The organism is Bradyrhizobium sp. CCBAU 51765 (assembly GCF_015291725.1).
Classification (GTDB): Bacteria; Pseudomonadota; Alphaproteobacteria; order Rhizobiales; family Xanthobacteraceae; genus Bradyrhizobium; species Bradyrhizobium liaoningense.
In genome coordinates this window covers 2,670,354-2,692,869 of record NZ_CP030038.1, presented here as the reverse complement: position 1 = coordinate 2,692,869, position 22,516 = coordinate 2,670,354, and the positions used below count along the sequence as shown (strand labels likewise).

At 64.8% G+C, this 22,516-nt stretch carries 22 protein-coding genes; 15 read left to right on the top strand and 7 right to left on the bottom strand.

The annotated features are described in order from the left end of the window. The first annotated feature begins 101 nt into the window (after positions 1-101). Together XH96_RS12785 and XH96_RS12780 are read left to right on the top strand one after the other, a co-directional pair. A complete protein-coding gene (locus XH96_RS12785) occupies positions 102-1,307 on the top strand; it encodes an NAD(P)/FAD-dependent oxidoreductase (RefSeq protein ID WP_194392812.1) in 1,206 nt (401 codons plus the stop codon). 85 nt (positions 1,308-1,392) lie between these two features. Then, positions 1,393-2,310, top strand: coding sequence for an MBL fold metallo-hydrolase (locus tag XH96_RS12780; RefSeq protein WP_194392811.1), 918 nt, complete (start codon positions 1,393-1,395; stop codon positions 2,308-2,310). Positions 2,311-2,377: 67 nt separating this feature from the next. Here XH96_RS12780 and XH96_RS12775 read toward each other — a convergent pair whose 3' ends face one another. Beyond that, positions 2,378-4,825, bottom strand: a complete 2,448-nt coding sequence (locus tag XH96_RS12775) for a TonB-dependent receptor (RefSeq protein WP_194392810.1) — start codon at positions 4,823-4,825, stop codon at positions 2,378-2,380. 353 nt (positions 4,826-5,178) lie between these two features. Here XH96_RS12775 and XH96_RS12770 point away from each other — a divergent pair, with 353 nt between their 5' ends. Beyond that, positions 5,179-7,347, top strand: a complete 2,169-nt coding sequence (locus XH96_RS12770; RefSeq protein ID WP_194392809.1) for a PQQ-dependent dehydrogenase, methanol/ethanol family — start codon at positions 5,179-5,181, stop codon at positions 7,345-7,347. Positions 7,348-7,447: 100 nt separating this feature from the next. After that, a complete protein-coding gene (locus XH96_RS12765; RefSeq protein WP_246790066.1) occupies positions 7,448-8,086 on the top strand; it encodes a response regulator transcription factor in 639 nt (212 codons plus the stop codon). Positions 8,087-8,102: 16 nt separating this feature from the next. Here the strand turns inward: XH96_RS12765 and XH96_RS12760 are convergent, their stop codons facing one another. Both XH96_RS12760 and XH96_RS12755 read right to left on the bottom strand, forming a co-directional pair. Next, positions 8,103-8,501, bottom strand: coding sequence for a calcium-binding protein (locus XH96_RS12760; RefSeq protein ID WP_246790065.1), 399 nt, complete (start codon positions 8,499-8,501; stop codon positions 8,103-8,105). A 38-nt stretch (positions 8,502-8,539) separates the two neighbouring features. Then, positions 8,540-9,898 (bottom strand): histidine kinase, encoded by a 1,359-nt coding sequence (locus XH96_RS12755; RefSeq protein ID WP_194392808.1) that lies wholly within the window; start codon positions 9,896-9,898, stop codon positions 8,540-8,542. 207 nt (positions 9,899-10,105) lie between these two features. On the opposite strand from XH96_RS12755, the gene XH96_RS12750 reads away from it, so the two are divergent. Both XH96_RS12750 and fghA read left to right on the top strand, forming a co-directional pair. Next, a complete protein-coding gene (locus XH96_RS12750) occupies positions 10,106-10,726 on the top strand; it encodes a response regulator transcription factor (RefSeq protein ID WP_028180673.1) in 621 nt (206 codons plus the stop codon). 69 nt (positions 10,727-10,795) lie between these two features. After that, complete coding sequence (gene fghA, locus XH96_RS12745) at positions 10,796-11,641, top strand: S-formylglutathione hydrolase (RefSeq protein ID WP_194392807.1); 846 nt, start codon at positions 10,796-10,798, stop codon at positions 11,639-11,641. Positions 11,642-11,700: 59 nt separating this feature from the next. Here fghA and XH96_RS12740 read toward each other — a convergent pair whose 3' ends face one another. Continuing rightward, a complete protein-coding gene (locus XH96_RS12740; protein ID WP_194392806.1) occupies positions 11,701-12,273 on the bottom strand; it encodes a DUF3280 domain-containing protein in 573 nt (190 codons plus the stop codon). 60 nt (positions 12,274-12,333) lie between these two features. Here XH96_RS12740 and XH96_RS12735 point away from each other — a divergent pair, with 60 nt between their 5' ends. The 6 genes from XH96_RS12735 (at position 12,334) to XH96_RS12710 (ending at position 17,533) form a co-directional block, all read left to right on the top strand. Next, complete coding sequence (locus tag XH96_RS12735) at positions 12,334-13,515, top strand: ABC transporter substrate-binding protein (RefSeq protein WP_194392805.1); 1,182 nt, start codon at positions 12,334-12,336, stop codon at positions 13,513-13,515. 365 nt (positions 13,516-13,880) lie between these two features. Then, positions 13,881-14,849 carry a YVTN family beta-propeller repeat protein gene (locus tag XH96_RS12730; protein WP_194394122.1) on the top strand — a complete coding sequence of 323 codons (969 nt, stop codon included), beginning with the start codon at positions 13,881-13,883 and terminating at the stop codon, positions 14,847-14,849. Next, positions 14,846-15,655 carry an ABC transporter ATP-binding protein gene (locus tag XH96_RS12725; RefSeq protein ID WP_194392804.1) on the top strand — a complete coding sequence of 270 codons (810 nt, stop codon included), beginning with the start codon at positions 14,846-14,848 and terminating at the stop codon, positions 15,653-15,655. The genes XH96_RS12730 and XH96_RS12725 overlap by 4 nt, the downstream gene beginning before the upstream one ends. Further along, on the top strand, positions 15,652-16,500 hold the full coding sequence (locus XH96_RS12720; protein ID WP_194392803.1) for an ABC transporter permease: 849 nt from the start codon (positions 15,652-15,654) through the stop codon (positions 16,498-16,500). The genes XH96_RS12725 and XH96_RS12720 overlap by 4 nt, the downstream gene beginning before the upstream one ends. Further along, the gene (locus tag XH96_RS12715) at positions 16,497-17,105 is read left to right on the top strand and encodes a hypothetical protein (protein WP_194392802.1); all 609 of its coding nucleotides are present in this window, start codon (positions 16,497-16,499) and stop codon (positions 17,103-17,105) included. The genes XH96_RS12720 and XH96_RS12715 overlap by 4 nt, the downstream gene beginning before the upstream one ends. A 125-nt stretch (positions 17,106-17,230) precedes the next feature. Next, a complete protein-coding gene (locus XH96_RS12710; RefSeq protein ID WP_194392801.1) occupies positions 17,231-17,533 on the top strand; it encodes a copper-binding protein in 303 nt (100 codons plus the stop codon). A 56-nt stretch (positions 17,534-17,589) separates the two neighbouring features. Here the strand turns inward: XH96_RS12710 and XH96_RS12705 are convergent, their stop codons facing one another. Together XH96_RS12705 and XH96_RS12700 are read right to left on the bottom strand one after the other, a co-directional pair. After that, a complete protein-coding gene (locus XH96_RS12705) occupies positions 17,590-18,150 on the bottom strand; it encodes a PQQ-dependent catabolism-associated CXXCW motif protein (protein WP_194392800.1) in 561 nt (186 codons plus the stop codon). After that, positions 18,147-19,031 carry a substrate-binding domain-containing protein gene (locus XH96_RS12700; RefSeq protein WP_061883466.1) on the bottom strand — a complete coding sequence of 295 codons (885 nt, stop codon included), beginning with the start codon at positions 19,029-19,031 and terminating at the stop codon, positions 18,147-18,149. Before XH96_RS12700 ends, XH96_RS12705 begins: the two co-directional genes overlap by 4 nt. A 128-nt stretch (positions 19,032-19,159) precedes the next feature. Between XH96_RS12700 and XH96_RS12695 the strand changes: the two genes are divergently transcribed. Then, positions 19,160-20,080 (top strand): quinoprotein relay system zinc metallohydrolase 2, encoded by a 921-nt coding sequence (locus tag XH96_RS12695; protein WP_194392799.1) that lies wholly within the window; start codon positions 19,160-19,162, stop codon positions 20,078-20,080. 53 nt (positions 20,081-20,133) lie between these two features. Continuing rightward, a complete protein-coding gene (locus XH96_RS12690; protein WP_194392798.1) occupies positions 20,134-20,952 on the top strand; it encodes a quinoprotein dehydrogenase-associated SoxYZ-like carrier in 819 nt (272 codons plus the stop codon). A 117-nt stretch (positions 20,953-21,069) separates the two neighbouring features. Here XH96_RS12690 and XH96_RS12685 read toward each other — a convergent pair whose 3' ends face one another. Continuing rightward, a complete protein-coding gene (locus XH96_RS12685; RefSeq protein WP_194392797.1) occupies positions 21,070-21,429 on the bottom strand; it encodes a hypothetical protein in 360 nt (119 codons plus the stop codon). A gap of 138 nt (positions 21,430-21,567) precedes the next feature. Between XH96_RS12685 and XH96_RS12680 the strand changes: the two genes are divergently transcribed. Continuing rightward, positions 21,568-22,515 (top strand): ABC transporter substrate-binding protein, encoded by a 948-nt coding sequence (locus XH96_RS12680; RefSeq protein WP_194392796.1) that lies wholly within the window; start codon positions 21,568-21,570, stop codon positions 22,513-22,515. The last annotated feature ends 1 nt before the right edge of the window (position 22,516 follow it).

Below are 22,516 nucleotides of genomic sequence, written 5' to 3'. Positions count from 1 at the left end.
ATCATTCGCGTCGTCGCTGACCGCGACAGGACTTGCCGCAAACCCGCAGCGGCAGCGGCAACGCGCCTGTGCCCAGGAAGATCAACCAAAGGAGACCGTCAATGCGACTAGTCATCATCGGCGCCGGCTTCGCCGGCATGTACGCCGCCCTTTCCGCCGCTCGCCTGCGCGAGATCCAGGGCGTCTCGCCCGACAAACTCGAGATCGCGCTGGTCGCACCCGAACCGACGCTGGTCGTCCGCCCGCGGCTCTACGAGAAGAATCCGGAGACCTTGACGGCACCGCTCCTCGATGTGCTCAAGGCGATCGACGTCACCTATGTTCAGGGCAGCGTCGAGACGGTTGAAACCCAATCCGGCATGGTGAGGATCGCCACGGCGGAGGGCACCAAGAAGACGCTCTCCTACGATCGCCTCGTGGTCGCCACCGGCAGCCGGCTGTTCCGCCCGAACATCCCGGGTCTTGCCGAACACGGGTTCAGCGTCGACTCGCTCGACGATGCGATCGCGCTCGACAGGCATCTGCATGGCCTTGCCAAGCGACCCGCCGTGAACGGGCGCGACACGGTCGTCGTCGCCGGCGGCGGCTTCACCGGCATCGAGGCGGCCACCGAAATGCCGGCGCGGCTCCGCGCGATCCTCGGCCCGAATGCCAGGACTCGCGTCATCATCGTCGAGCGCAACAGCGCGATCGCACCCGACATGGGCTCAGGTCCGCGGCCGGTCATCGAGAGCGCCCTCCACAAGCTCGGCGTGGAGACCCGCCTCGGTGCCGGCGTCGCCTCGCTCGACGAGTCCGGTGTCACCCTGTCCAGCGGCGAACACATCGAAACCGAAACCGTGATCTGGGCGGCGGGTATTCGTGCCGCCCCTCTGACGGCGCAAATCCCCGCCGAGCGCGACAATTTCGGCCGGCTGCTGGTCGATCGCTGCTTGCGGGTGCCAGGCGTCGAGGGCGTCTTCGCGACCGGCGATGCGGCCCGTGCCGCCTGCGACGACGAGGGCAATTACGCACTGATGTCCTGCCAGCACGCCACGCGCATGGGCGCCTTTGCGGGCAACAATGCCGCCGCCGAGCTGCTCGGCGTTCCGACCAGGCCCTACCACCAGAAGGCCTACGTCACCTGTCTCGATCTCGGCGAAGCCGGCGCACTGTTCACCCGCGGCTGGGATCGCAAGGTCGAGATGGTCGGTGACGTCGCCAAGAAGACGAAGCAGGAGATCAACACGGTCTGGATCTACCCGCCGAAGGCCGAACGCGCCGCTGCGCTCGCGTCTGCCGATCCGGAACGCGTGACCAGCCTCTAACGCACGATGCGATGACGGCCGCGCTCCCTGGCTGCGCGACCGGATCGACCAACACCAGCCAGAAGCACTGAAACAGGAGATCAACATGAACCTGCACAACACCTCCTACCCCGCGACATCGAAGCCCGAAGAGCTCGTCCCGTCGCGCTATGCGCTGAAGGTCGGCGACATCGACGTGCTGGTGGTCAGCGACGGCGTGCTGCCGCTGCCAACCATCATGCTTGGGCACAACGCCGCCGCGGCGGACCGGGCGAGCTGGCTGCAAGAGATGTTCCTGCCGCCGGATGCCTTCGATTGGGCGCTAAATGCGGTGATGGTCCGCAGCGCTGACAAGACCATTCTCATCGATGCTGGACTAGGCTCCGATCCGGATCTGCACTTGCCGCGGGCCGGGCAATTGATCAAGCGACTGGAGGCTGCCGGCATCGATCTTTCCGTCGTGACCGATCTGGTGCTGACCCACATGCACATGGACCACATCGGCGGCCTGCTCGTCGACGGAGTGAAGGAGCGACTGCGCAAGGACCTGCGCATCCACGTCGCAGCCGCCGAGGTCAAATTCTGGGAAGCGCCTGATTTCACGCACACCAACATGCCGCAGGGCTTCCCCGATGCGCTGCGGGCGACCGCCAAGCAGTTCGTGAAAGCGTATGGCAGTCAGCTCAGGCCATTCGATGAGGAGCACGAGGTTGCACCTGGCGTCGTCGTACGTCGCACCGGCGGTCACACCCCCGGACACAGCGTGGTTCGGATCGCATCCGGCGGCGATGCACTGACGTTTGCCGGCGACGCCGTGTTTGCCGTCGGGTTCGAGCAGCCCGACTGGCACAACGGTTTCGAACATGACCCTCAGGAGGCGGCGCGCGTTCGCATAGGTCTTTTGCGGGAGCTTGCCAGGACCGGCGAGATGCTGGTGGCCACGCACCTGCCGTTCCCGTCCGTCGGCCACGTCGCGGTCGACGGCGATGCCTTCCGCTGGGTGCCGGTGTTCTGGGATTACTGAGCCTGGGGCGCCCCATGCTTCCTTCTCCCTCTTTCCAGGAGAAGGAAGCATCAGCGCTTGCTGTAACTCAGAACGTCACGCGCATTCCTGCGTAAAATGCCCTTGGCCTCGCCGGGCTCAGCGAGCGCGGGTCGACGAACTCCGCGCCGCCATTGGTGAAGTTCGGCAGGGCCTCGCGATCGAAGAACTGGCCGTAGGTCACGTAACGCTTGTCGAACACGTTGTCGACGCGGCCGTAGAGCTGGATGTTCTTCGTCACCTGGTAGGACGTGTGGAGATTGAACACCGTATAGGACGGCAGCTTCGCGAACTGGTTCGACTCGTCGCCGACGATGTATTGGCTGGAGACGAACAGGGCGTTGCCGCCGACCTTCCAGACATCGGTCACGGCGTAGTCGACGCCGACCTTGACGCGGTGGCGCGGGATCGCGGGGATCTGGTTGCCGGGTCTGACCTGGATGGTCTCGGTGGCGTCATCGGCGAACGGGCTTTCCGAGCCGAGCTCGAGCGGATCAAGGAAGCGCGCGTCGACGAAGGCATAGCTCGCCTGGAATTGAAGCGTGGGCGACTTGATGTTGACCTCCGCTTCCAGACCTTGCCGCCGTGTCCGGCCGACATTGGTGAAATAGCCAAAGCCCGTCCGCCCGACGGCGGGCACCGCTACGATGTCGTCATAGTTGGTGGCGCGAAAGCCGCCGATTTTCCATCCGAGAGTGCCGATATTCAGCTCCCTGGTGCCGCGGAAGCCGGCCTCCACGGTCTTGGAGACGACCTGCTTCAACGGCGGATCCGCAACCAGGAAGGCCGCAATGAGGCAGGGCCGGGCGGGATCCGCGCAGCCGAGCTCGAGCGGCGTCGGCACGCGGTTGGCCTCGGAATAGCCGGCATAGGCGGTCAATCCCGGCGTGATCTTGTAGGTGCCGCCGATCATCGGATTGAAGCGGGTATAGGTGTGATCGCCGTTCAGCGCAGTCCCGAGCTGGTCTTCGAGCGTGATCCGCGCCGCGTTGAAGCGGCCGCCGCCCGTGATCGCGAAAGCGTCCGTGACATTGAACGTGTCCATCGCGTAGAGGCCGTTGTATTGATTGACGGTCCGCAACGAGACGGGGCCGGCAACGGGATCTGCCGTGGGAGTCGCCCCCAGGAAGACACCGCTACCGCTGACGACGTAGTTCTCTCCCATCGAGCCGATCTCGGAGCTGGCGTTGTAGCGCGTGGTACTGGCGTCATAGGTTGCGCCCATCACGAAGCGGTTGTCGTGGCCGAACAGTTGATCGGTGTTGGTGGCCTGCCCCGACACGCCGAACGTCGTCGAACGGATCGAGCTCCGGTCGATCGCTCCCAAAATTGTTCCCGGTGCGAAGGGGTTGGCGAGTTGCACGCCGCCCGCGCCGTTGGCAGGTGTGGTGTCGTCGCCGAAGCAGAGCAGCGCGGCATCTGCAGCGCATTCCTCCACGTCGGTTGGATTGCCGTCGACGATGTTCTGCTCGAACCTGCGCACATGGGCCGTGCCCTCGAGCGTCCAGGTCGGCGTCGCGTCGACCTTTCCGGTCAGGTTGAGATAGCCGACGCGGTTGGCGGTGGTCTGCGGTGTGGTGTAGGTCGCGCCCCAATATTTTTCCAGCAGCTCGGCCGGGACGGTGGCGCTGGCACCGAAATTGTTCTTGGCGACCCCCATGTTGGCGTGGAATTCGCTGTCGCCGGCCTTGTAACCGACATCGCCGTAGAAGCGCCGTACGTCCGATTGAGAGAAATTACGAAAGCCGTTGTCGTGCAAGCCTTCGAGCGCGGCATAGACGGCGTAGTTCTTGTCGACCTGCTTGCCCCATTGCGCCGAGCCCTGGATGCGGCCGAACGAGCCACCCATCATGTCGATCTCGGCGCCCTGATAGGTGAAGCCGTCCTTCATTTGCAGGTTGATCGCGCCGCCCAGCGCATTGAGACCGAAGGCGGGGTTGTTGGTCACCAGCGTCACCGACCTGATCGCAGCGGTGGGGATCAGGTCCCAATTGACGGCATCCGAGAACGCCTCGTTGATGCGGACACCGTTCTGGTAGACGGCAAGGCCCTGCGGGGTGCCGGTCACGGGGGAGGCGACGAAGCCGCGGAACTCGACATCGGGCGTGAACGGATTGCCGGTGACTTCGCTGATGTTGACGCCCGGCACGTAGTCGCGCAGCGCATCTGTGACGTTCAGCGAACCCGTCCGCTTGATCTGGCTGGCATCAACGGCATTGATCGCCGACGGGACTTTGTCGACGTCGAGACCCCTGCCCGTGCCCGGCGCGGTGGGGTAGACGTAAAGGCGTGTCCTGGGGCTGGCGGACCCCGGCGCCCCTATGCGCGCGACCGGTCGCGCCGGTGCGACGCGCCTCGCCGCCGCAGGCGGTGGCGCCGCCACCTCGACCGGCGGCAGATTCTGGATGTTGGTCTCCTCGTCCTGCGCGGCCATCGCGCTGGTCGCAACAACCATTCCCGTGGAAACTGAAATGATGACCAGACCACGAACGCCCATTCCTGCCCGCCTCCACCCGTATCGTCCGGCTCTCTCGGTTCCCCGCCGGTTGGGCGAACGATACAGGCCAACAGCCGAAGAGCACCAGCCGTAAAAGGTCCGCCCGGTCCGGCGCACGAATTCCCGACCAAATCGGGAATTATTCCCGGCCCCTCCAACGGCGTGGGCGAGCCTCATCGGGAGCGACCGGGAACTATTCCCGGCCGCCGCGAGACTTTTTGCCGAACCTCGTGAAAGACCTTCGTGCAATCCTTGGCTCGACATCGCGATCCGATCGCGAGTCATTCATCCGTAGACTCACCCCGCCCTCGCGGGCGGGGTGCCTTTACGGCAAACAAGAATACAGGAGGAAAATGATGACGTTGGGGGACCGCTTTTCCGCTCGATATTCATCGGCTCGGCCAGTCCGCAGCAGTCTTGTCGTCGGTCTTCTCGCAGGCTTGGGCCTCGCCGCATCCATCACCGCCGCGTCTGCGCAGGATTCCGCGAAGACCCCGACGCCGGAGAGCATCAAGGCCATCACCTCGCAGGTCGACGGCGCCTACATCAAGGCCAACACCGCAACGTCCAACAACTGGCCGACGATCGGTCTCGACTACGCCGAGACCCGCTTTTCGAAGCTCAACCAGATCACGAGCGACAACGTCAAAGGCCTCGGTCTGGTCTGGACCTACAACCTCGAATCCTCGCGCGGCGTCGAGGCGACGCCGGTCGTCGTCGACGGCATCATGTACCAGACCGCCCCGTGGAGCGTCGTGCATGCCATCGACGCGCGAACCGGCAAGCGCATCTGGACCTTCGATCCGGAAGTCAACCGCGAGCTCGGCTACAGGGGCTGCTGCGACGTCGTCAACCGCGGCGTCGCCCTCTACAAGGGCAAGGTGTTCGTGGCCGCCTATGATGGCCGCCTGATCGCGCTCGACGCGGCAACCGGCAAGAAGGTCTGGGAAAAGGACACGCTGATCGACCACGAGCATTCCTACACCATCACCGGCGCGCCGCGCGTCTTCAACGGCAAGGTCGTGATCGGACAAGGCGGCGCCGAATATGGCGCGCGCGGCTACGTCACCGCCTACGAGGCCGAAAGCGGAAACCAGCTCTGGCGCTGGTTCACCGTCCCCGGCGATCCGTCAAAGCCGTTCGAGGACGAGTCGATGGAGAAGGCGGCCAAGACCTGGGATCCCGCCGGCCAATATTGGCTCAACGGCGGCGGCGGCACGCCATGGGACACGATCACCTTCGACCCCGAGCTCAACCTCGTCTACATCGGCACCGGCAACGGCTCGCCCTGGAACCGGAACGTGCGCAGCCCCGCCGGCGGCGACAATCTCTATCTCGCCTCGATCGTGGCGCTGAACGCCGATACCGGCAAATACGCCTGGCACTATCAGGAGACGCCCGGCGACCACTGGGACTACACCTCGACCCAGCCGATGATACTCGCCGACATCAGCATCGACGGCGCGCCGCGCAAGGTCATCCTGCACGCGCCCAAGAACGGCTTCTTCTTCGTGATCGACCGCACCAACGGCAAATTCATCTCGGCAAAGAATTTCGTCGATGTGAACTGGGCCACCGGCTACGACGCCAACGGCCGCCCGATCGAGGTGCCGGCCGCGCGCGGCGACGCGGCCTATGACTCGATCCCGGGACCCTACGGCGCCCACAACTGGCACCCGATGTCGTTCAACCCGCAAACCGGGCTGGTCTATCTGCCGGCCCAGAACGTGCCGCTGAACCTCATTCCGGAAAAGAAGTTCAAGCAGAATGCTGCAACGCCCGGCAAGTTCGGCGGCGCCACCGGCTGGAATGTCGGTTTCGTGCTCAACGGAGAGCCGCCCAAGAGTCTTCCGTTCGGACGCCTCGTCGCATGGGATCCGGTCAGGCAGAAGGAAGCCTGGCGCGTCGAATACCCCTCGCCATGGAACGGCGGCACGCTGACCACGGCCGGAAACCTGGTGTTCCAGGGCACCGCGGATGGACGCTTCGTCGCCTATGACGCCACGACGGGCAAGACGCTGTGGGAAACACCGACCGGCACCGGCGTCGTCGCTGCGGCTTCGACCTACATGCTCGACGGCGTGCAGTATGTCTCGATTGCCGTCGGCTGGGGCGGAGTCTATGGCATGGCGCAACGGGCGACCGAGCGGCAAAGTCCCGGGACGGTCTACACGTTCGCGCTCAACGGCAAGGCGCCGCTGCCGGAGTTCGTGAAGTACCAGACCGAAGGCCTTCTCCAGGGCGTGAAGTACGATCCGAAGGACGTGCCCGAAGGAACGGCGCTCTATGTCGCCGCCTGCGCCACCTGCCATGGCGTGCCCGGCGTCGACAAGGGCGGCAACGTCCGCAACCTCGGCTACGTGCCGGCGGAGGAGATCGCCAACCTCAAGAACATCGTGTTCAAGGGACCGTTCCGCGACAAGGGTATGCCGGACTTCACGGGCAAGCTGACCGAAGCCGACGTCGTGAAGATTCAGGCATTCATCCAGGGCACGGCCGACGCAATACGGCCGAAGAAGTGACGCGGCGAGACGGCTGCGGCAGGCATTGCTGCAGCCGGCGCGCCCAACGCTCGCCACACGCCTCAATCCTTTGAAACATCATGCCTTTCAGAGATATCCCTTGAGCCCCATACTCGTCGTCGACGACCATCCCATCATTGCCGAAGCCTGTCGCATCATGCTGGGGGACGTCGAGGACGTGGTCGCTGCGCGCGATGTGCCGAGCGGCTATGAAGCATTTCTGGAGCACCGGCCCGGAGTCGTCATCCTCGATTTGACCTTTCCCGGAGAAGCACTCGGCGGTGTCGACTTGCTGCACCGCATCTCCTCGGATGCGCCACTCGCCCGCATCCTGGTTTTCAGCATGCATGCGGACGCAAATATCGTCGCGTCCGCGATCAAGGCGGGAGCCATCGGATATTTGCTGAAGGACTCTCCGCCGGACGAACTGCCAAAGGCGGTGCGTCAGGTCAGGCTCGGCCATCGCTATGTCGACGAGCGGATCAATTTGCGCGGCGTGCCCCTGCCCGATCACGTCGATTCCGGCAACGTCGCCACACTGACGCGCCGAGAACGAGAGGCGCTCAGCCTGCTTGGCCAGGGAAATTCATATTCTGCGATCGCCGAAGAGCTGGCCATCACGCCCCGGGCCGTCGCCCGGCTGATCAAGCAGGCGAGGAGCAAGCTCGGTATCCGTCGCACGAGCGACCTGCTCCGCCGGGCGCGCGATCTTGCCGGCGGAGAAGACAGCTCGAACTGACGCGCGGCCACCTGATCTATTGCAGGAGCTGAAGCAGCGCGCGCCCGGCAGACGTCTTCAATTCTCTCCCATCCAGCGTCCCGTCGTGATCTGGATCGGCTGCGTCGAAGCGCTGCGAGACGGCGGCGAGATATTCATTCACCGAGAGCGTTCCATCGTGGTCGGGATCCGCTGCCGCTATCTCTTTGGCGGAAAGTCTGCCTCGCAACTCCCGCACGTCCAGCGTGCCGTCGTGATCCGGATCGAGCCTGGCGAAAAACGCCGTCGCCGCCTTCCTGACCTCGATATGGTCCAGCGTCCCGTCGCTGTCGGTATCGAACTTCTTGACCGGATCACCGCGAGACGCCGCCAGCGCAGATCCCGACACCATCCCGACAGCCAGAATCGAGACCATCCATCGGCCAAATTTCTGCATTTCGAGCTCTCCCCGAGGTCGTAGACGTCACATTCAGATCAGGACGAGGCAGTTGGAACCAAGGCCTCCACGGTCAGGCCGGCATCGCCGGAGACGACGTTGAGCGTGCCGCCCAGCGCCAGGATCCGCTCGCGCATGCCGACGAGGCCGAAGCCGAGCTTCTGCCCTGGCTCCATGCCGCGGCCGTTGTCGCTGACCCGCACCCGGGCGCAGCCGCGGCCGTCGTGAGTCATCTGCTCCACCGGCTCGATGACGACATTGACCGCAGTCGCACCGGCGTGGCGGAATACATTGGTGAGCGCCTCCTGCACGATACGATAGATGGTGAGATCGGCCGTCTCGCCGGTCGGCCCGAGCGCCGGCGAGATCACGGTCTCGATCGCGACGTCGGGATGCGACTGCCGCCATAGCCGCGACAGGGATTCGAGCGCCTTGCGCAAGCCGAGCTCGGCAAGGCCCACGGGCCGAAGGCGCTCCAGCACGCGTCGGTTGAATTGCTGGAGTGCATTGATCTGCTCCAGCATGGCGCTGCCATGTTTTCGCACGGCATCCGCACTCGGGTCGCGTCCGTCCGCCAGCTTCGCCAGCGCGCTCGCATGCGCGCGCAGCGAGAACAGATAAGGCCCGAACTCGTCGTGGAGCTCGCGCGCGATCTCCTTGCGCTCCATATCCTGAAGCGACACCGCGCGCTCGGCAAGACGCCGTTTGTCCTCGACCGCCTCACCAAGCGTCGCAGCAAGATGGTTGAGCTTGGTGCATATCGCGGCGAGTTCCGGCGCGCCGCCCGGCGCGACACGGGCATCGTAATGTCCGCCCTCGAGCTTCCCCATTGCCTCCGCCAGAGACTGGAGCGGTGCCAGCGCCCGGCCGACCACGTTCATCATCAGGAAGAACAGCGCGAGCGCGATCACCGAGCCGACCTCGAGCTGGGTCACGATCCCGTCCCAGATCTCGGCGATCTCGTCGTCGGGATGCGAGGTGATCACAAGCGAGGCGGGCTTGCCCCGGATCGAGACCGGCACGCTGACCGCGGTCTGCTCGGGATGAACCAGGGCGACGAACCAGGCCGGCGGCGCGCGCGTGTCGGCGTCGGCGTCAAGCCGGGGGGGCGTCAGCGGATGGCCGCCGGCGTCCCGAAGCGTGATGCTGACGTGGCGCAGGCGGCTGAGATCGCGCGCGATCTGGTTGAGCCTGGCATCCGGATCGGGAGCCTCGTTGAGATCCGCCACGATCATCTCGATGAACTCTCGGGCAAGGCGGATCACGCTCTGGTCCTCGGCCTGCACGCGCGGCCCGGCCTCTGCGACCTGCCGGCCGATATTGACGGCGAGCCCCAGCGCCAGCAGCAGCGCCAGCAAGAGGTTGATGCGCCCGCGCAAGGATAAATTTTGCCACATTGGTATCGCCTGTGCCTCGCGAAGGATGCCCGCGCCTGTCCGATGACGTTGACAGAGGCGAAGCGCCGGATATCTAATCGGAAACGTACAGCAATCCCAGCCGGGTTGCATGAGGCCACATGAGACGCGCAGCTCCTCATGCCGGCAGCGTGCAGCGCAAAACAGGCAAATTCCAACACGGGAAACGCGCTGTCGCGGGGAACGCCTATGCGCATACTGATCGTCGACGATCATCCCATTGTCGCCTCCGGCTGCCGTGCCGTGCTGGCCGACGAGGGCGAGATCGAGATTTTGGAGGCCGCCGACGCCGAAGACGGCGAGTGCGTCTTCATCGTCGAACGCCCCGAGCTCTGCATCATCGACATCAACCTGCCGACCGTCTCCGGATTCGAGCTCGCGCGCCGCATCCTCGAGCGCGCGCCCGAGGCCCGCATCATCATGTTCAGCATGAACGACGATCCTGCGTTCGCCGCGCGTGCGATCGAGTGCGGCGCCAAGGGCTATGTCTCCAAGACCGGCGATCCCGACGATCTCGTCGAGGCGATCCGCGCCGTCGGCGGCGGCGGCACGTACCTTCCGACCGCGATCGCGCGCAGCATCGCCTTTGCGGGGCCGACGCTGGCACAGAGCCCGCTGTCGAAGCTGAATGCGCGCGAGATGGAGATCCTGCGGCTGCTCAGCGCCGGCAAGAGCCTGTCCGAGATTGCCTGGCTGGTGCAATCGTCCTACAAGACGGTTGCCAATACCTCGTCGATCATGCGCCAGAAGCTCGGGGTGAAAACCTCCGTCGAGCTGGTGCGGCTGGCGATCGACAGCGGCGTCGCCTGACGGCGCCACAAATTTCGGTCACACAAGCGTTGCAATGTTGAGGTGGTGAGATGCCACGGAGTTTCAGGCATGACGATCCAGACCGTCTCGACGAATAAATCCTATGGCGGTGTGCAAGGCGTCTACCGCCATGCAAGCTTGGCGACCGGAACCGACATGGTGTTCTCGGTCTACGTTCCGCCGCACGCGAGCGACGCCAGACTACCCGTGGTCTGGTACCTCTCCGGACTCACCTGCACGCATGCCAATGTCACGGAGAAGGGCGAATTCCGTCGAGCCTGCGCCGAGCTCGGCCTGATCTTCGTCGCGCCGGACACCTCACCGCGCGGGCCGGACGTGCCGGGTGATGCCAACAACGCCTATGATTTCGGCTTAGGGGCCGGCTTCTTTGTCGATGCGACGCAAGAGCCGTTCGCGCGCAACTATCGGATGTGGAGCTATGTCACCGACGAGTTGCCCAAGCTGGTCGCGGAAAACTTTCCGGTCGACGTCAAGCGGCAATCGGTGATGGGTCACTCGATGGGCGGCCATGGTGCGCTGACGGTTGCGCTGCGCAACCCGCACCGGTTTCGCGCGGCAAGCGCTTTCGCGCCGATCGTGGCGCCTTCGCAGGTGCCCTGGGGCATCAAGGCCCTGACCGGCTATCTCGGACCGAACAGGGATACCTGGCGCAACCATGATACGGTGGCGCTGATCGAGGACGGTGCGAAATTTTCGGGCTTCCTCGTCGACTATGGCGATGCCGACAATTTCTTGAAGGAGCAGCTCAAGCCGGAGCTGCTGCAGGAGGCCTGCACCAGGACCAATATCCCGCTGACGCTGCGCCGGCAGGTGGGCTACGACCACAGCTATTACTTCATCTCGACGTTCATGAGCGATCATCTGCACTGGCATGCGGCGAGATTGACGGCGTGATCTCTTACTTCCTTCTCCCCTTGCGGGAGAGGGTGCACCGGCGCTCGCGGAGAGAAGAACTATTCGGGTCTTCCGTAATTCGGCGCCAGCAGGCGGTTGCGGACCAGATAGCTCATGGTGCGCGACCAGGATTCGTCGGTGTTGCCGCGCATGTCGGCGCTGGCGACAGTGATCATGTTGCCGGTCTTCACGTCACGCATATAGATGTTGAGATTGATGATCAGGTTCGAGACCTTCTGCACGAGGCCAGTGATCTCCAGGTCGGCGCCGAGCTGGCCGGCGAGCTTGAGGTCGCAGCCGCCGCAGGCCTGTAAGTTCGCGTGACGGGCTGCGTCCCTGACTGGCGCGATGTCGAGCATCTGGAACTTGCCTGAATCTGCCAGTTCCTTGCGCAGCTGCTCGCTGATGCGCTCGAGCCGCGCCTGCTCGGGCTTCGAGCCGTAGAACTCGCCGGGCAGGCTGGTGTCGATCAGCTCGAAATCGAACACCGCGAGTTTCGGCGGATCTGCGAGTGCGACCGAGCCCGTCAACAGCAACGCCGAGAGACAGATCAGTGCTCGCATAATCGTGATTCCCGGTCTCGCGCGCGCGAGGACGAAATGCGGGGTTGCAAGGCGGGCCAAATCGGTCATGCTTGAAGCAGAAACAATTCTCCACCGGCGGTCAAGCCGGGGAGAACACCTGGAGGAAACATGATCCGATGGTTGGTCGGCCTGATCGGCTGGAGTCTTGCCGCGACGAGTGCGCTCGCGGCCGACCCCGTCACGATCGGCGTCGGCTATCTCGGCATCGCCGGCACCAGATCGACGCTGTCGCTGGTCGAGCAGCCGGCCGAGAATGACGGCGTTGCCGGCGCCCGCCTCGCCATCGAAGACAACAACACCACCGGGAAATTCCTCAACCAGCGCTTTACGCTGGAGGAGCGGCGCATCAAGGAAGGCGAGGACGTTGTGCAGGCGGCGTCCGCGCTCGCCGAGAAGAACGGCTTCATCGTTGCCGACCTGCCGGCCGATGCGCTGCTAAAGGTCTCGGACGCCTTACGCGACCGCGGCACGCTGCTGTTCAACGTCGGCGCCATCGACGAACGGCTGCGCGAGGCCGATTGCCGCGCCAACGTCATCCATACCGCCCCGACCCGGGCAATGCTCGCCGACGCGCTCGGGCAATACCTGGTGTGGAAGCAGTGGAAGCGCTGGCTGCTCGTGGTCGGCTCCCATGACGAGGACAAGCTGTTCGCCGATGCGCTCCGGCGTACCGCCACGCGCTTCGGCGCCAAGATCGTGCAGGAGCGCACCTTCGAAGACAAGGGCGGCGCACGCCGTACCGATAGCGGCGTGACGCTGATACAGCGCCAGATGCCTGTCTTCACTCAGCAGGCGCCGGCCTATGACGTGCTGGTCGCCGCCGACGAGAGCGAGGTGTTCGGCGCCTATTTGCCCTATCGCACCTGGGATCCGCGGCCCGTCGCGGGCTCGGCCGGGCTGGTGCCGCGCAGCTGGGACGCCGCGCAGGACCAGTGGGGCGCGATCCAGATGCAGAACCGCTTCTTCAAGCTGAATTCGCGGCGCATGACCGCGCTCGACATGCAGGCCTGGACCGCGGTGCGCATGATCGGCGAAGCCACCTCGCGCACCAATTCCGGCGACGTCAAGAAGGTGACCGATTTCATCAAGGCTCCGGATTTCTCGGTCGCCGCGTTCAAGGGCACGCGGCTTACCTTGCGCGACTGGAACTTGCAGCTGCGCCAGCCGATCCTGCTGGTCGACGGTCGCATGGTGGTGTCGGTGTCGCCGCAGGAGGGATTCCTGCACCAGGTCTCCGAGCTCGACACGCTCGGCTACGATCGTCCGGAGAGCAAATGCAAGCTGAAGTGAGCGAAGTGATGCGACGGAGCCTCCGCAGAGATGGTGCGCCCCCTCTCCCGCGTGCGCAGGGCTATCGCATATGGGAAGTGGCTATGGGCACCGACTGTCTCCACAGCGTCATGGCCGGGCTTGTCCCGGCCATCCACGCCTTTCCACGCGGCACAAAGAACGTGGATGCCCGGGACAAGCCCGGGCATGACGACCTCTGCAAAATTCAAGTGCGATTGCCCTGCCCGCGTGCGGGAGAGGGTTGGGGAGAGGATCTCTCCGCTCGCGAGAACCCCCAAGAGGAGAGAGCCCTCTCCCGTATCGCATCTGTCGATGCGATGCGACCTCCCCCGCAAGCGGGGGAGGTGAAGACCTCCCGCGGACAGATGTCGCGCATGCTGGGGACAGCTTTGCTGGCGGCATTCGCGCTGACCACCGCACCCGCACACGCGTTCATCGCCTATGTCTCGAACGAGAAGAGCAACACGGTGTCCGTCATCGACACCGAGAGCTGGACCGTGACCAAGACCATCAAGGTCGGCCAGCGCCCGCGCGGCATCGATTTCACGCGCGACGGCAAGTTCGTGCTGGTCGCGGTCGGCGACGACGACACCATCCAGGTCATCGACGCCAAGACGCAAAGCGTGGTGGACAGCTTGCCCTCCGGGCCCGATCCCGAGCTGTTCGCGCAGGATGCCGCCGGCAAGATCCTCTATGTCGCCAACGAGAACGACAACACGGTGACCGTGATCGATCTCGATAAGCGCGCACGCCTCGGCGACATCCAGGTCGGCGTCGAGCCCGAGGGCATGACCATCAGCCCCGACGGCAAGACGCTGATCAACACGTCCGAGACGACCAACATGGCGCACTTCATCGACACCGCCTCGCGCCAGATCGTCGCCAACGTGCTGGTCGACGCGCGCCCGCGCTTCGCCGAGTTCAAGCATGACAGTTCGGAAGTCTGGGTATCCTCGGAGATCGGCGGGACGGTGTCGATCATCGACCCCAGGAAGCACGAGGTGATCGGCAAGGTCACCTTCGAGATCCCCGGCCTGCGGAAAGAGGCGATCCAGCCCGTCGGCATCGGCATGACCAAGGACGACAAGACCGCCTTCATCGCGCTTGGCCCCGCCAATCGCATCGCCGTGGTCGATGTCGCCTCGCGCAAGGTGACGAAATACCTGCTGGTCGGGCAACGCGTCTGGCACGTGGCGTTCACGCCGGATGAAAAGTATCTGCTCACCACCAATGGCGTGTCGAACGACGTCTCGGTCATCGACGTCGCTGCGCAAAAGGTGATCAAGACCATTCAGGTGGGCGAACTGCCCTGGGGCGTCACGATCGCGCCATGACCAGCCCCGCCCCGATCGCCGAACCACACGACGCCGCACCAGGGCCTGATCCCGCTGCCGTGCCGGCGCTGGCGATCGACGGCGTCAGCCACGCCTATGGGCCGCGCCGCGCGCTGATGGACGTCTCCTTCAATGTCCAGCCCGCGAGCTTGACTGCGCTGCTTGGGCTGAACGGTGCCGGCAAGAGCACGCTGTTCTCGCTCGTCACGCGCCTGTTCGGCATCCAGTCCGGCCGTGTCGCCATCTTCGGTCATGACATCAGCAAGAGCCCCGGCGAGGCGCTGCGGCTGCTCGGCGTCGTGTTCCAGCCGCGCACGCTCGATCTCGATTTGTCGCTGACGCAGAATCTGCTCTATCACGCCGCGCTGCACGGCATCAGCCGCCGCGAGGCCGCCGCGCGCAGCGCCGAGCTGCTCGGCCGCATCGGGCTCGAAGAGCGCGCCGGCAGCAAGGTCCGGGATCTCTCGGGCGGCCAGATGCGGCGGCTGGAGATTGCGCGGGCGCTGCTGCACCGGCCGCGGCTGCTGTTGCTGGACGAGCCTACGGTGGGCCTGGACGTCAAGGCGCGCGCCGACATCATCAGCCATGTTCGCCAGCTCGTGACCGAGCAGGGCATCGGGGTGCTCTGGGCCACGCACCTGTTCGACGAGATCAACGCCGGTGACGATCTCGTAGTGCTGCACCAGGGCAAGGTGCTGGCAAAGGGGCCGATGAGCCGCGTCATCGCCGAGGCCGGCGCGCAGGACGTCAACACCGCCTTCATGCGCCTGACCGGCGCGCAAGTGATGCCGGGAGGCGGCGCATGAGCAGCATCACCACGCGCGACACCCCGCGCGGCTTCTCGGTCCAGGAGTACTTGACCTGCCTCACCGGTATCGTCTGGCGCGAGGGGCTGCGCTTCCTGCATCAGCGCGAGCGCTTCGTCTCGGCGCTGGTGCGCCCGCTGGTGTGGCTGTTCATCTTTGCCGCCGGCTTCCGCCAAGTGCTCGGCATCTCCATCATCCCTCCCTACGAGACCTACATCCTCTACGAGGTCTATATCGCACCTGGGCTGATGGCGATGATCCAGCTCTTCAACGGCATGCAATCCTCGCTCTCGATGGTCTATGACCGCGAGATGGGCAACATGCGTACGCTCCTGGTGAGCCCGCTGCCGCGCGGATTCCTGTTGTTCTGCAAGCTGCTCGCAGGCACCGCGGTGTCGCTGCTCCAGGTCTACGCATTCCTGCTGATCGCCTGGCTCTGGGACATCACCCCGCCGCCCCAGGGCTATCTCACCGTGCTGCCGGCGCTGGTCCTGTCCGGGCTGATGCTGGGCTCGCTCGGCATGCTGATCTCCTCGGGCATCAAGCAGCTGGAAAATTTCGCCGGCGTGATGAACTTCGTGATCTTCCCGATGTTCTTCGCCTCCTCCGCGCTCTACCCGCTCTGGCGGGTGCAGGAGGGCAGCCCTTATCTGTACTATCTCTGCGAGGCCAATCCGTTCACCCACGCGGTCGAGCTGATCCGCTTCGCGCTGTACGGGCAGATCAACTGGATCTCGCTGGCGGTGGTTGCCGCCTGCACAATCGTCTTCATGGTCGGAGCGATTTTGGCCTATGATCCCTCGCGCGGGCTGGCGCGACGCGGGCCTGCGGGAGGCGAAGGATGAAGGTCTGGCTCCTGGCTGCCCTGGTGATCGCGCTGTCCGGCACGACCGCGCGCGCGGCCGATCCGCGCTATCCGGACTGGCCCTGCACCCAGGCCAAGGTGCCGGAGATCTCGCTGGCCGCCGTGTGGGCCGGTCCGCCGCTCGACGACGTCCAGAACAAATGGAAGGACGACGCCAGGGTCAGCGCGCTGGTCGCAAGACTGGCGGCGCGCAAGACGCCGCTGGACGAGGCCGAGAAATCGGTGAAGGAGTTTCTGGCCGCCTCCGGTTCCGACAAGACGGCGAATGCGAAGCTGCTATTTGCCGGTCTGTTCGACACGCTCAATGCTCAGCGCTCGCAGGTCATGAACGGGCTCGAACGCGTCAGCCGGAAGCAGCGCGAGGCCGCCGACAAGATTCGCGAGGAAACGCTCCAACTCCACACCCTGCAAGGCGCGACACCCCGCGACGAGGCCAAGGTGGAGGCGCTCAGCAACGAGCTGATCTGGAAGACCCGAATCTTCGAGGACCGCACCAAGGTGGTGCGGTTCGTCTGCGAGGTTCCAACCACGATCGACCAGCGCCTGTTCGCGCTCGGCCGCGTGATCCAGCAGGAAATGGAATAGCGGCAGCCTCGCTGACGGCTTTCGCGAGAGTTCCACAATCGTTAACCTTTTGCCGAGCTATCTGCCGGAACCAAATCGATCTAGGATGCCTTGTCGAAGTGAACCCCATACGTCGGGAGGCCTCGATGGGAACAACGAAATTCATCTTCGCGGGCGCTGCGGCCCTTAGCTTGCTCGCATCCAGCGCATTTGCCGAAGACATGACCGGAACGATCACGCGGATCGACCGTCTCAACGGCACGATCGCGATCCAGCAGACGCAGAAGGGTACGGTCGGCGCCAGCGCTGGCAGCGCCGGCGCGCTTCAGGAGTACAAAACCAAGGATGCCGCGATGCTGGATGCCGTTCATGCCGGCGACAGGGTGAACTATACGGCCACCGAGACGAACGGCACCGGCACGCTAACGAAGCTGCAGAAGCAGAAATAGCAGCACTGCGCTTGCCCCCTCTCCGCTTGCGGAGAGGGGAAGCGCATCCTCGCTGATCAATGTTGCTCGGGCCGCGGCTCCGGCTGCGCCTCGTCGGTCGGAAGCTTCGCGCGCTCCCAGCCGTCGGTGCCGTCGGGGTACCAGGCGATGTTGGAATAGCCGTAAGCCAGCGCACGCTTGGCGGCGTTCCAGGACATCCAGCAATTGGCGAGGCAATAGATCACGAGCAAGGCGCCCTTGTTGCCGCGCGAGGCGCGCGCGAGGCCGCGCTGGAGATAGTCATCCATGGCCGGCGGCAGCGTGCCGTAGCCGGTGTCAGGCAGCCAGATGCTGCCCGGAATGTTCCGGCGCGGCGCATCGCGCCACACCGTGCCCTCGGGAAGGTTGTTCGGTTTCGGCGGGCGCGGCATCACGTCGACGAACGCGCCGCTGTTTGCGCGCCATATCGCTTCCGCTTCCTCGGTCGTCAGCACGCGCGCGCCGGCAAGCGTCGCCGGCACCGGCGCGCGATAATTGTCGGTGCGATAGCCCTCGGGCTCGAACGGCTCCTGCTGCTGCGCCAACGCCGGTGCCACGAGCAGAGCAACGACAATCGCAGCGGCAAGCGGCCGTCTCATGGCGTCTTCTTGGCCGCCTCCGCGCCGAGCGGCCGGTCGCTCTCGTCCAGCAGCGGTACGCCGAAATCGAGCAGGATCTTGTTGATCTCGCCCTGGTTCTCCTGGATCAGCTTGTTGAGCTGCCGCTTCCAGTTCTGGTCGGCAGGGCGCACGCCCATGCCGATGCGATAGACCAGCTTCGGCCCGGTGGTTTCCTTCACCAGCGGCGTGACATGGAGCGAAGAGCCGGCCTTCTTCGCATGGTATCCGGCCATCGGCCCCCACAACACGCCGGCGTCGATCTTTCCGGCGGCGAGGTCATTGATCATCGCCTGTGCCGAATTGTCGAAGCGCGTGTCGATCATCAGCGGATAGGGCTTTGCATCGCCCATCAGGCCGGCCAGCGCCATGTTGGTCGCCGGCGGTGTGCCGGCGACGATGCCGACATGCTTGCCCTTCAGCTTGGGGTCCTCGAGCGTATCGACGTCCTCGAGCCCGCTGCCGGCCTTCGAAACCAGCGCATAGCTCGTGCGATAGTAGGGATTGGTACCCTGCACGAGGTCGTCACCTTGCGGGAAGCCCATGATGACGTCGCAGCGATGCGCACCCAGCGTCATCCGCACGAAACCGGTGGCCTGCGGAAAGAAGACGTAGTCGAGCTTCTTCTGGAGCTTGTCCGCAAGAAACTCGGCGAGCTTGTTCTCAAACCCCTCGCCCTTTTCGTTCGAGAACGGCAGATTGCGCGGATCGGCGCAGACGCGCAGCACCTTGGGATCGACCAATTCGAATGAGAGATCGCCGGTCTCGCTGGTCTGCGCGATGGCGGCATCGCCGAACGCACAGGATGCGACCACGACCCACAGTGAAAACAACCAGCGACGATGTCGTCCGGCCTCCGTCATCGCGCTTCCTCCTCGTTTTGGTTGGATGTTATCCATGCAACGCATGACGCGCCACCTGTGCCAACTTCGCGCTGGCCCAACTTGTTGCAGTGCAACGAGACGAACCCTTTGAACTGAGGCAGAAAAAAGTGTCTCGCATCGCTCTGATCGCAGCCTGGTTCCTGCTTGAAGCGACGCTAGCACGCGCCTGTGCGGCCGAATTGCCTGTGAGCGAAGTCGCACCGGGAATCTTCGTGCACTCCGGGACCATCGCCCTGATGACCCGCGAGAACGAAGGTGACATTGCCAATGTCGGGTTCATCGTCGGCGATGAGGCCGTGGCCGTGATCGACACCGGCGGCAGCCGTCGCGAAGGCGAAGCGCTGCTGGCCGCCGTGCGGGCCCGCACGCCCAAGCCGATCCGCTATGTCATCAACACCCACGGCCATCCCGACCATGTCTTCGGCAATGCCGCCTTCGTTGCGGAGGGCGCGACCTTCGTCGGGCACAGCAGGCTGCCGCAGGCGCTCGCGACGCGCGGGCCGTTCTATCTCGACAATTTCCGCCGCATCATGGGCAGCGAGCTGATCGATCCCGTCAAGATCATTGCCCCGACCCAGCTCGTGACCGACACGATGACGCTCGATCTGGGATCGCGCCGCCTGAGCTTGCGTGCCTGGCCGGCCGGACACAGCGACAGCGACTTGATCGTGTACGACGAGACGACCAGGACCCTGTTTGCTGGCGACCTGGTCTTTCTCCGCCACATTCCGGTCATGGACGGCAGCATCCGCGGCTGGCTCGACACCTTGAAGCGGCTTGAGACCATCCCGGCGCTCCGCGTCGTTCCCGGTCACGGCCCCGTGAGCGACTGGCCCGCCGCGCTGATCGATGAACGGCGCTACCTATCCACGCTGCTGTCCGACGTCCGCACGCTGAACAAGAAGGGCGAGCCGATCCGAGCCGCCGCGGACAAGGCGGCCGCGTCGGAACGGCCGCATTGGCAGCTGTTCGACGACTACAACGCCCGCAACGCAACTGCAGCATTCTCTGAAATTGAATGGGAGTAGCGGGCGCGCTAGGCTGTCGCCAACGCTCGTTTCGTCCGTGCGGGATCATGACCATGACGGGATGCACACGCCGCCTGACCCTCACCGCCCTCCTGCTCGGCCTCGCTTTCGCGCCGCCGGCGAAGGCGGAAGAGGCCTATGATCCCTGGCCCGGCCTGGTGCAGGACATCTTCAAGAACCGTCCGATGAATGACGGCAGCGCCGTCATCGGCATCGAGATGCCGTATCGCGCCGAGGACGCGGCCATCGTGCCGGTGACCTTGCGCAGCAAGCTGTCGCCCGGCGATGCGCGGCGCATCCGTTCGATCACGCTGGTGATCGACCGCAACCCCGCGCCGATGGCGGCGAAGTTCGAGCTCGGGCCGGACGCCAATGTCACGGAGATCTCGACGCGCGTGCGCGTCAACAACTACACCGATGTCCACGCGGTCGCCGAGCTCAGCGACGGTCAGCTCTATGTGTCCAAGACTTACGTGAAAGCCTCCGGCGGCTGCTCGGCACCGGCGGGCAAGAACGTCGAGGAAGCCCGGAACCGGCTCGGCCAGATGCGCTACCGGCAGTTCGCCCGCGAGGACGCGCCGGCAAGCCGCGTGCGCGAGGCGCAGGTCATGATCGGCCATCCCAACAATTCCGGGCTGCAGATGGATCAGGTCACGCAGCTCTATATCCCCGCCTTCTTCATCAACCAGTTGAAGCTGTCGCAGGACGACAGCCCCGTGCTGTCGATGGAAGGCGGCATCTCGATCTCGGAGGATCCCAATCTGCGCTTCACGTACGTATCCAACGGCGCCAAGCGTTTCCGAGCGGAAGCAAGGGACACAGACGGGCACGTGTTCCGCAACGAGTGGGATGTGGAGAAGCCGGGGACGTGATAGCGAGCCGTCATTCCGGGGCTATCCGAAGGACCGAACTCTGGTGCGCAATCGCGCACCTGAGAATCTCGAGATTCCGGGTTCGTGCTTCGGGCGCCCCGGAATGACGGCAGCAAACTAGAAACACCTTACCTCGGCTTCCGCCTGCGCGCGCCTCAAATCGTTCACCGCCGAGTTCGCCTGCTCCGAGGTACGGAACTGGACGCCGAGATTGCCGCGCACCTGCGACATGCTGAGCGCGGCCTCGGCGGTAACATAGCGCTCGTAGGGTATGATCGAAGCCACCACGTCGATCGAACAGGAACATTGCTCGATCGCAGCCCGCGTCTCGCCCGTGGCCTTCATGCAGCCATAGACATACTCCGCGCGCGCCGAGGTGGGATAGTCATTGACCTCCTCGGCCCGTGCCAAGCACGCGCTCGCAGCCAGCATCACCAATGCGGCGACAATCGGTCGTAGCTGTCCCGCCAGATTCATGCGCATCCTCCCGCTGGTTGCGACCAAGGCTATGCTATGCGTATTGTCCTGAAAAGCATTCCGTCAGAGGAAGCGGCTCACAAGGTGATGAGAGCACTGGGTGTGACGAGGGGATTTGGTCGAACATTGGCGCTCGCAATGACGCTGGCGCTGACGCTCGCCGCGCCCAGCCGCGCCGCGGATGCGATCCGCCTTGCGGTGCAGAAGACCGGAACATTCTCCTGGGAGCTGGCTGCAATCCGAGCGAGCGGTCTCGACAAGGAGGCCGGCCTGTCGCTGGAGGTCGCCGAGCTCGCGAGCACCGAGGCCGGCAAGATCGCGATGCGCGCCGGCAGCGCCGACATCATCCTGTCGGACTGGCTGTGGGTGTCGCGCGAGCGTGCGCTGGGCGCCAAGCTCACCTTCTATCCCTATTCGAGCGCGTTGGGCGCGGTGATGGTTCCGGCGGCTTCTCCAATCAAGACGCTGGCCGACCTCAAGGGCCGCAAGCTCGCCGTCGCCGGCGGGGCGATCGACAAGAGCTGGCTGCTGCTCCAGGCGCGCATGAAACAGGACGGGATCGACCTGAAGTCCGAGGCAACCATCGTCTATGGCGCCCCGCCCCTGATCGCCGCGAAGACGCTCGACGGCGAGATGGATGCGAGCCTCAATTTCTGGAATTTCTGCGCCCAGCTCGAAGCCAAGGGTTTTCGGCGCCTCGCAGGTATCGAGGACATCCTGCCGAAGCTCGGCGCCAAAGGTGCTGTCTCCGCCGTCGGCTATGTCTTCGACGAGAGCTGGGCCGCGAGCCATCGCGACGCCGTGGCGCGCTTCATCGCGATGACCCGCAAGGCCAAAGAGCTGCTGGCGACCTCGGATGCGGCCTGGGACAAGGTCGCGCCGCTCACCGGCACCAGCGATCCGGCCGTGCTCAAGACCTACCGCGACCGCTACCGCGACGGCATTCCGCGCCGGAGCATCGACGACGAGGAAAAGGACGCACGCGTGCTCTACCGCGTGCTGGCCGAGATCGGCGGCCGCGATCTCGTTGGTCCTGCGGCCGAGCTCGACCCCGGCACGTTCTATCACGCAGTCCCCGGAGACTGAG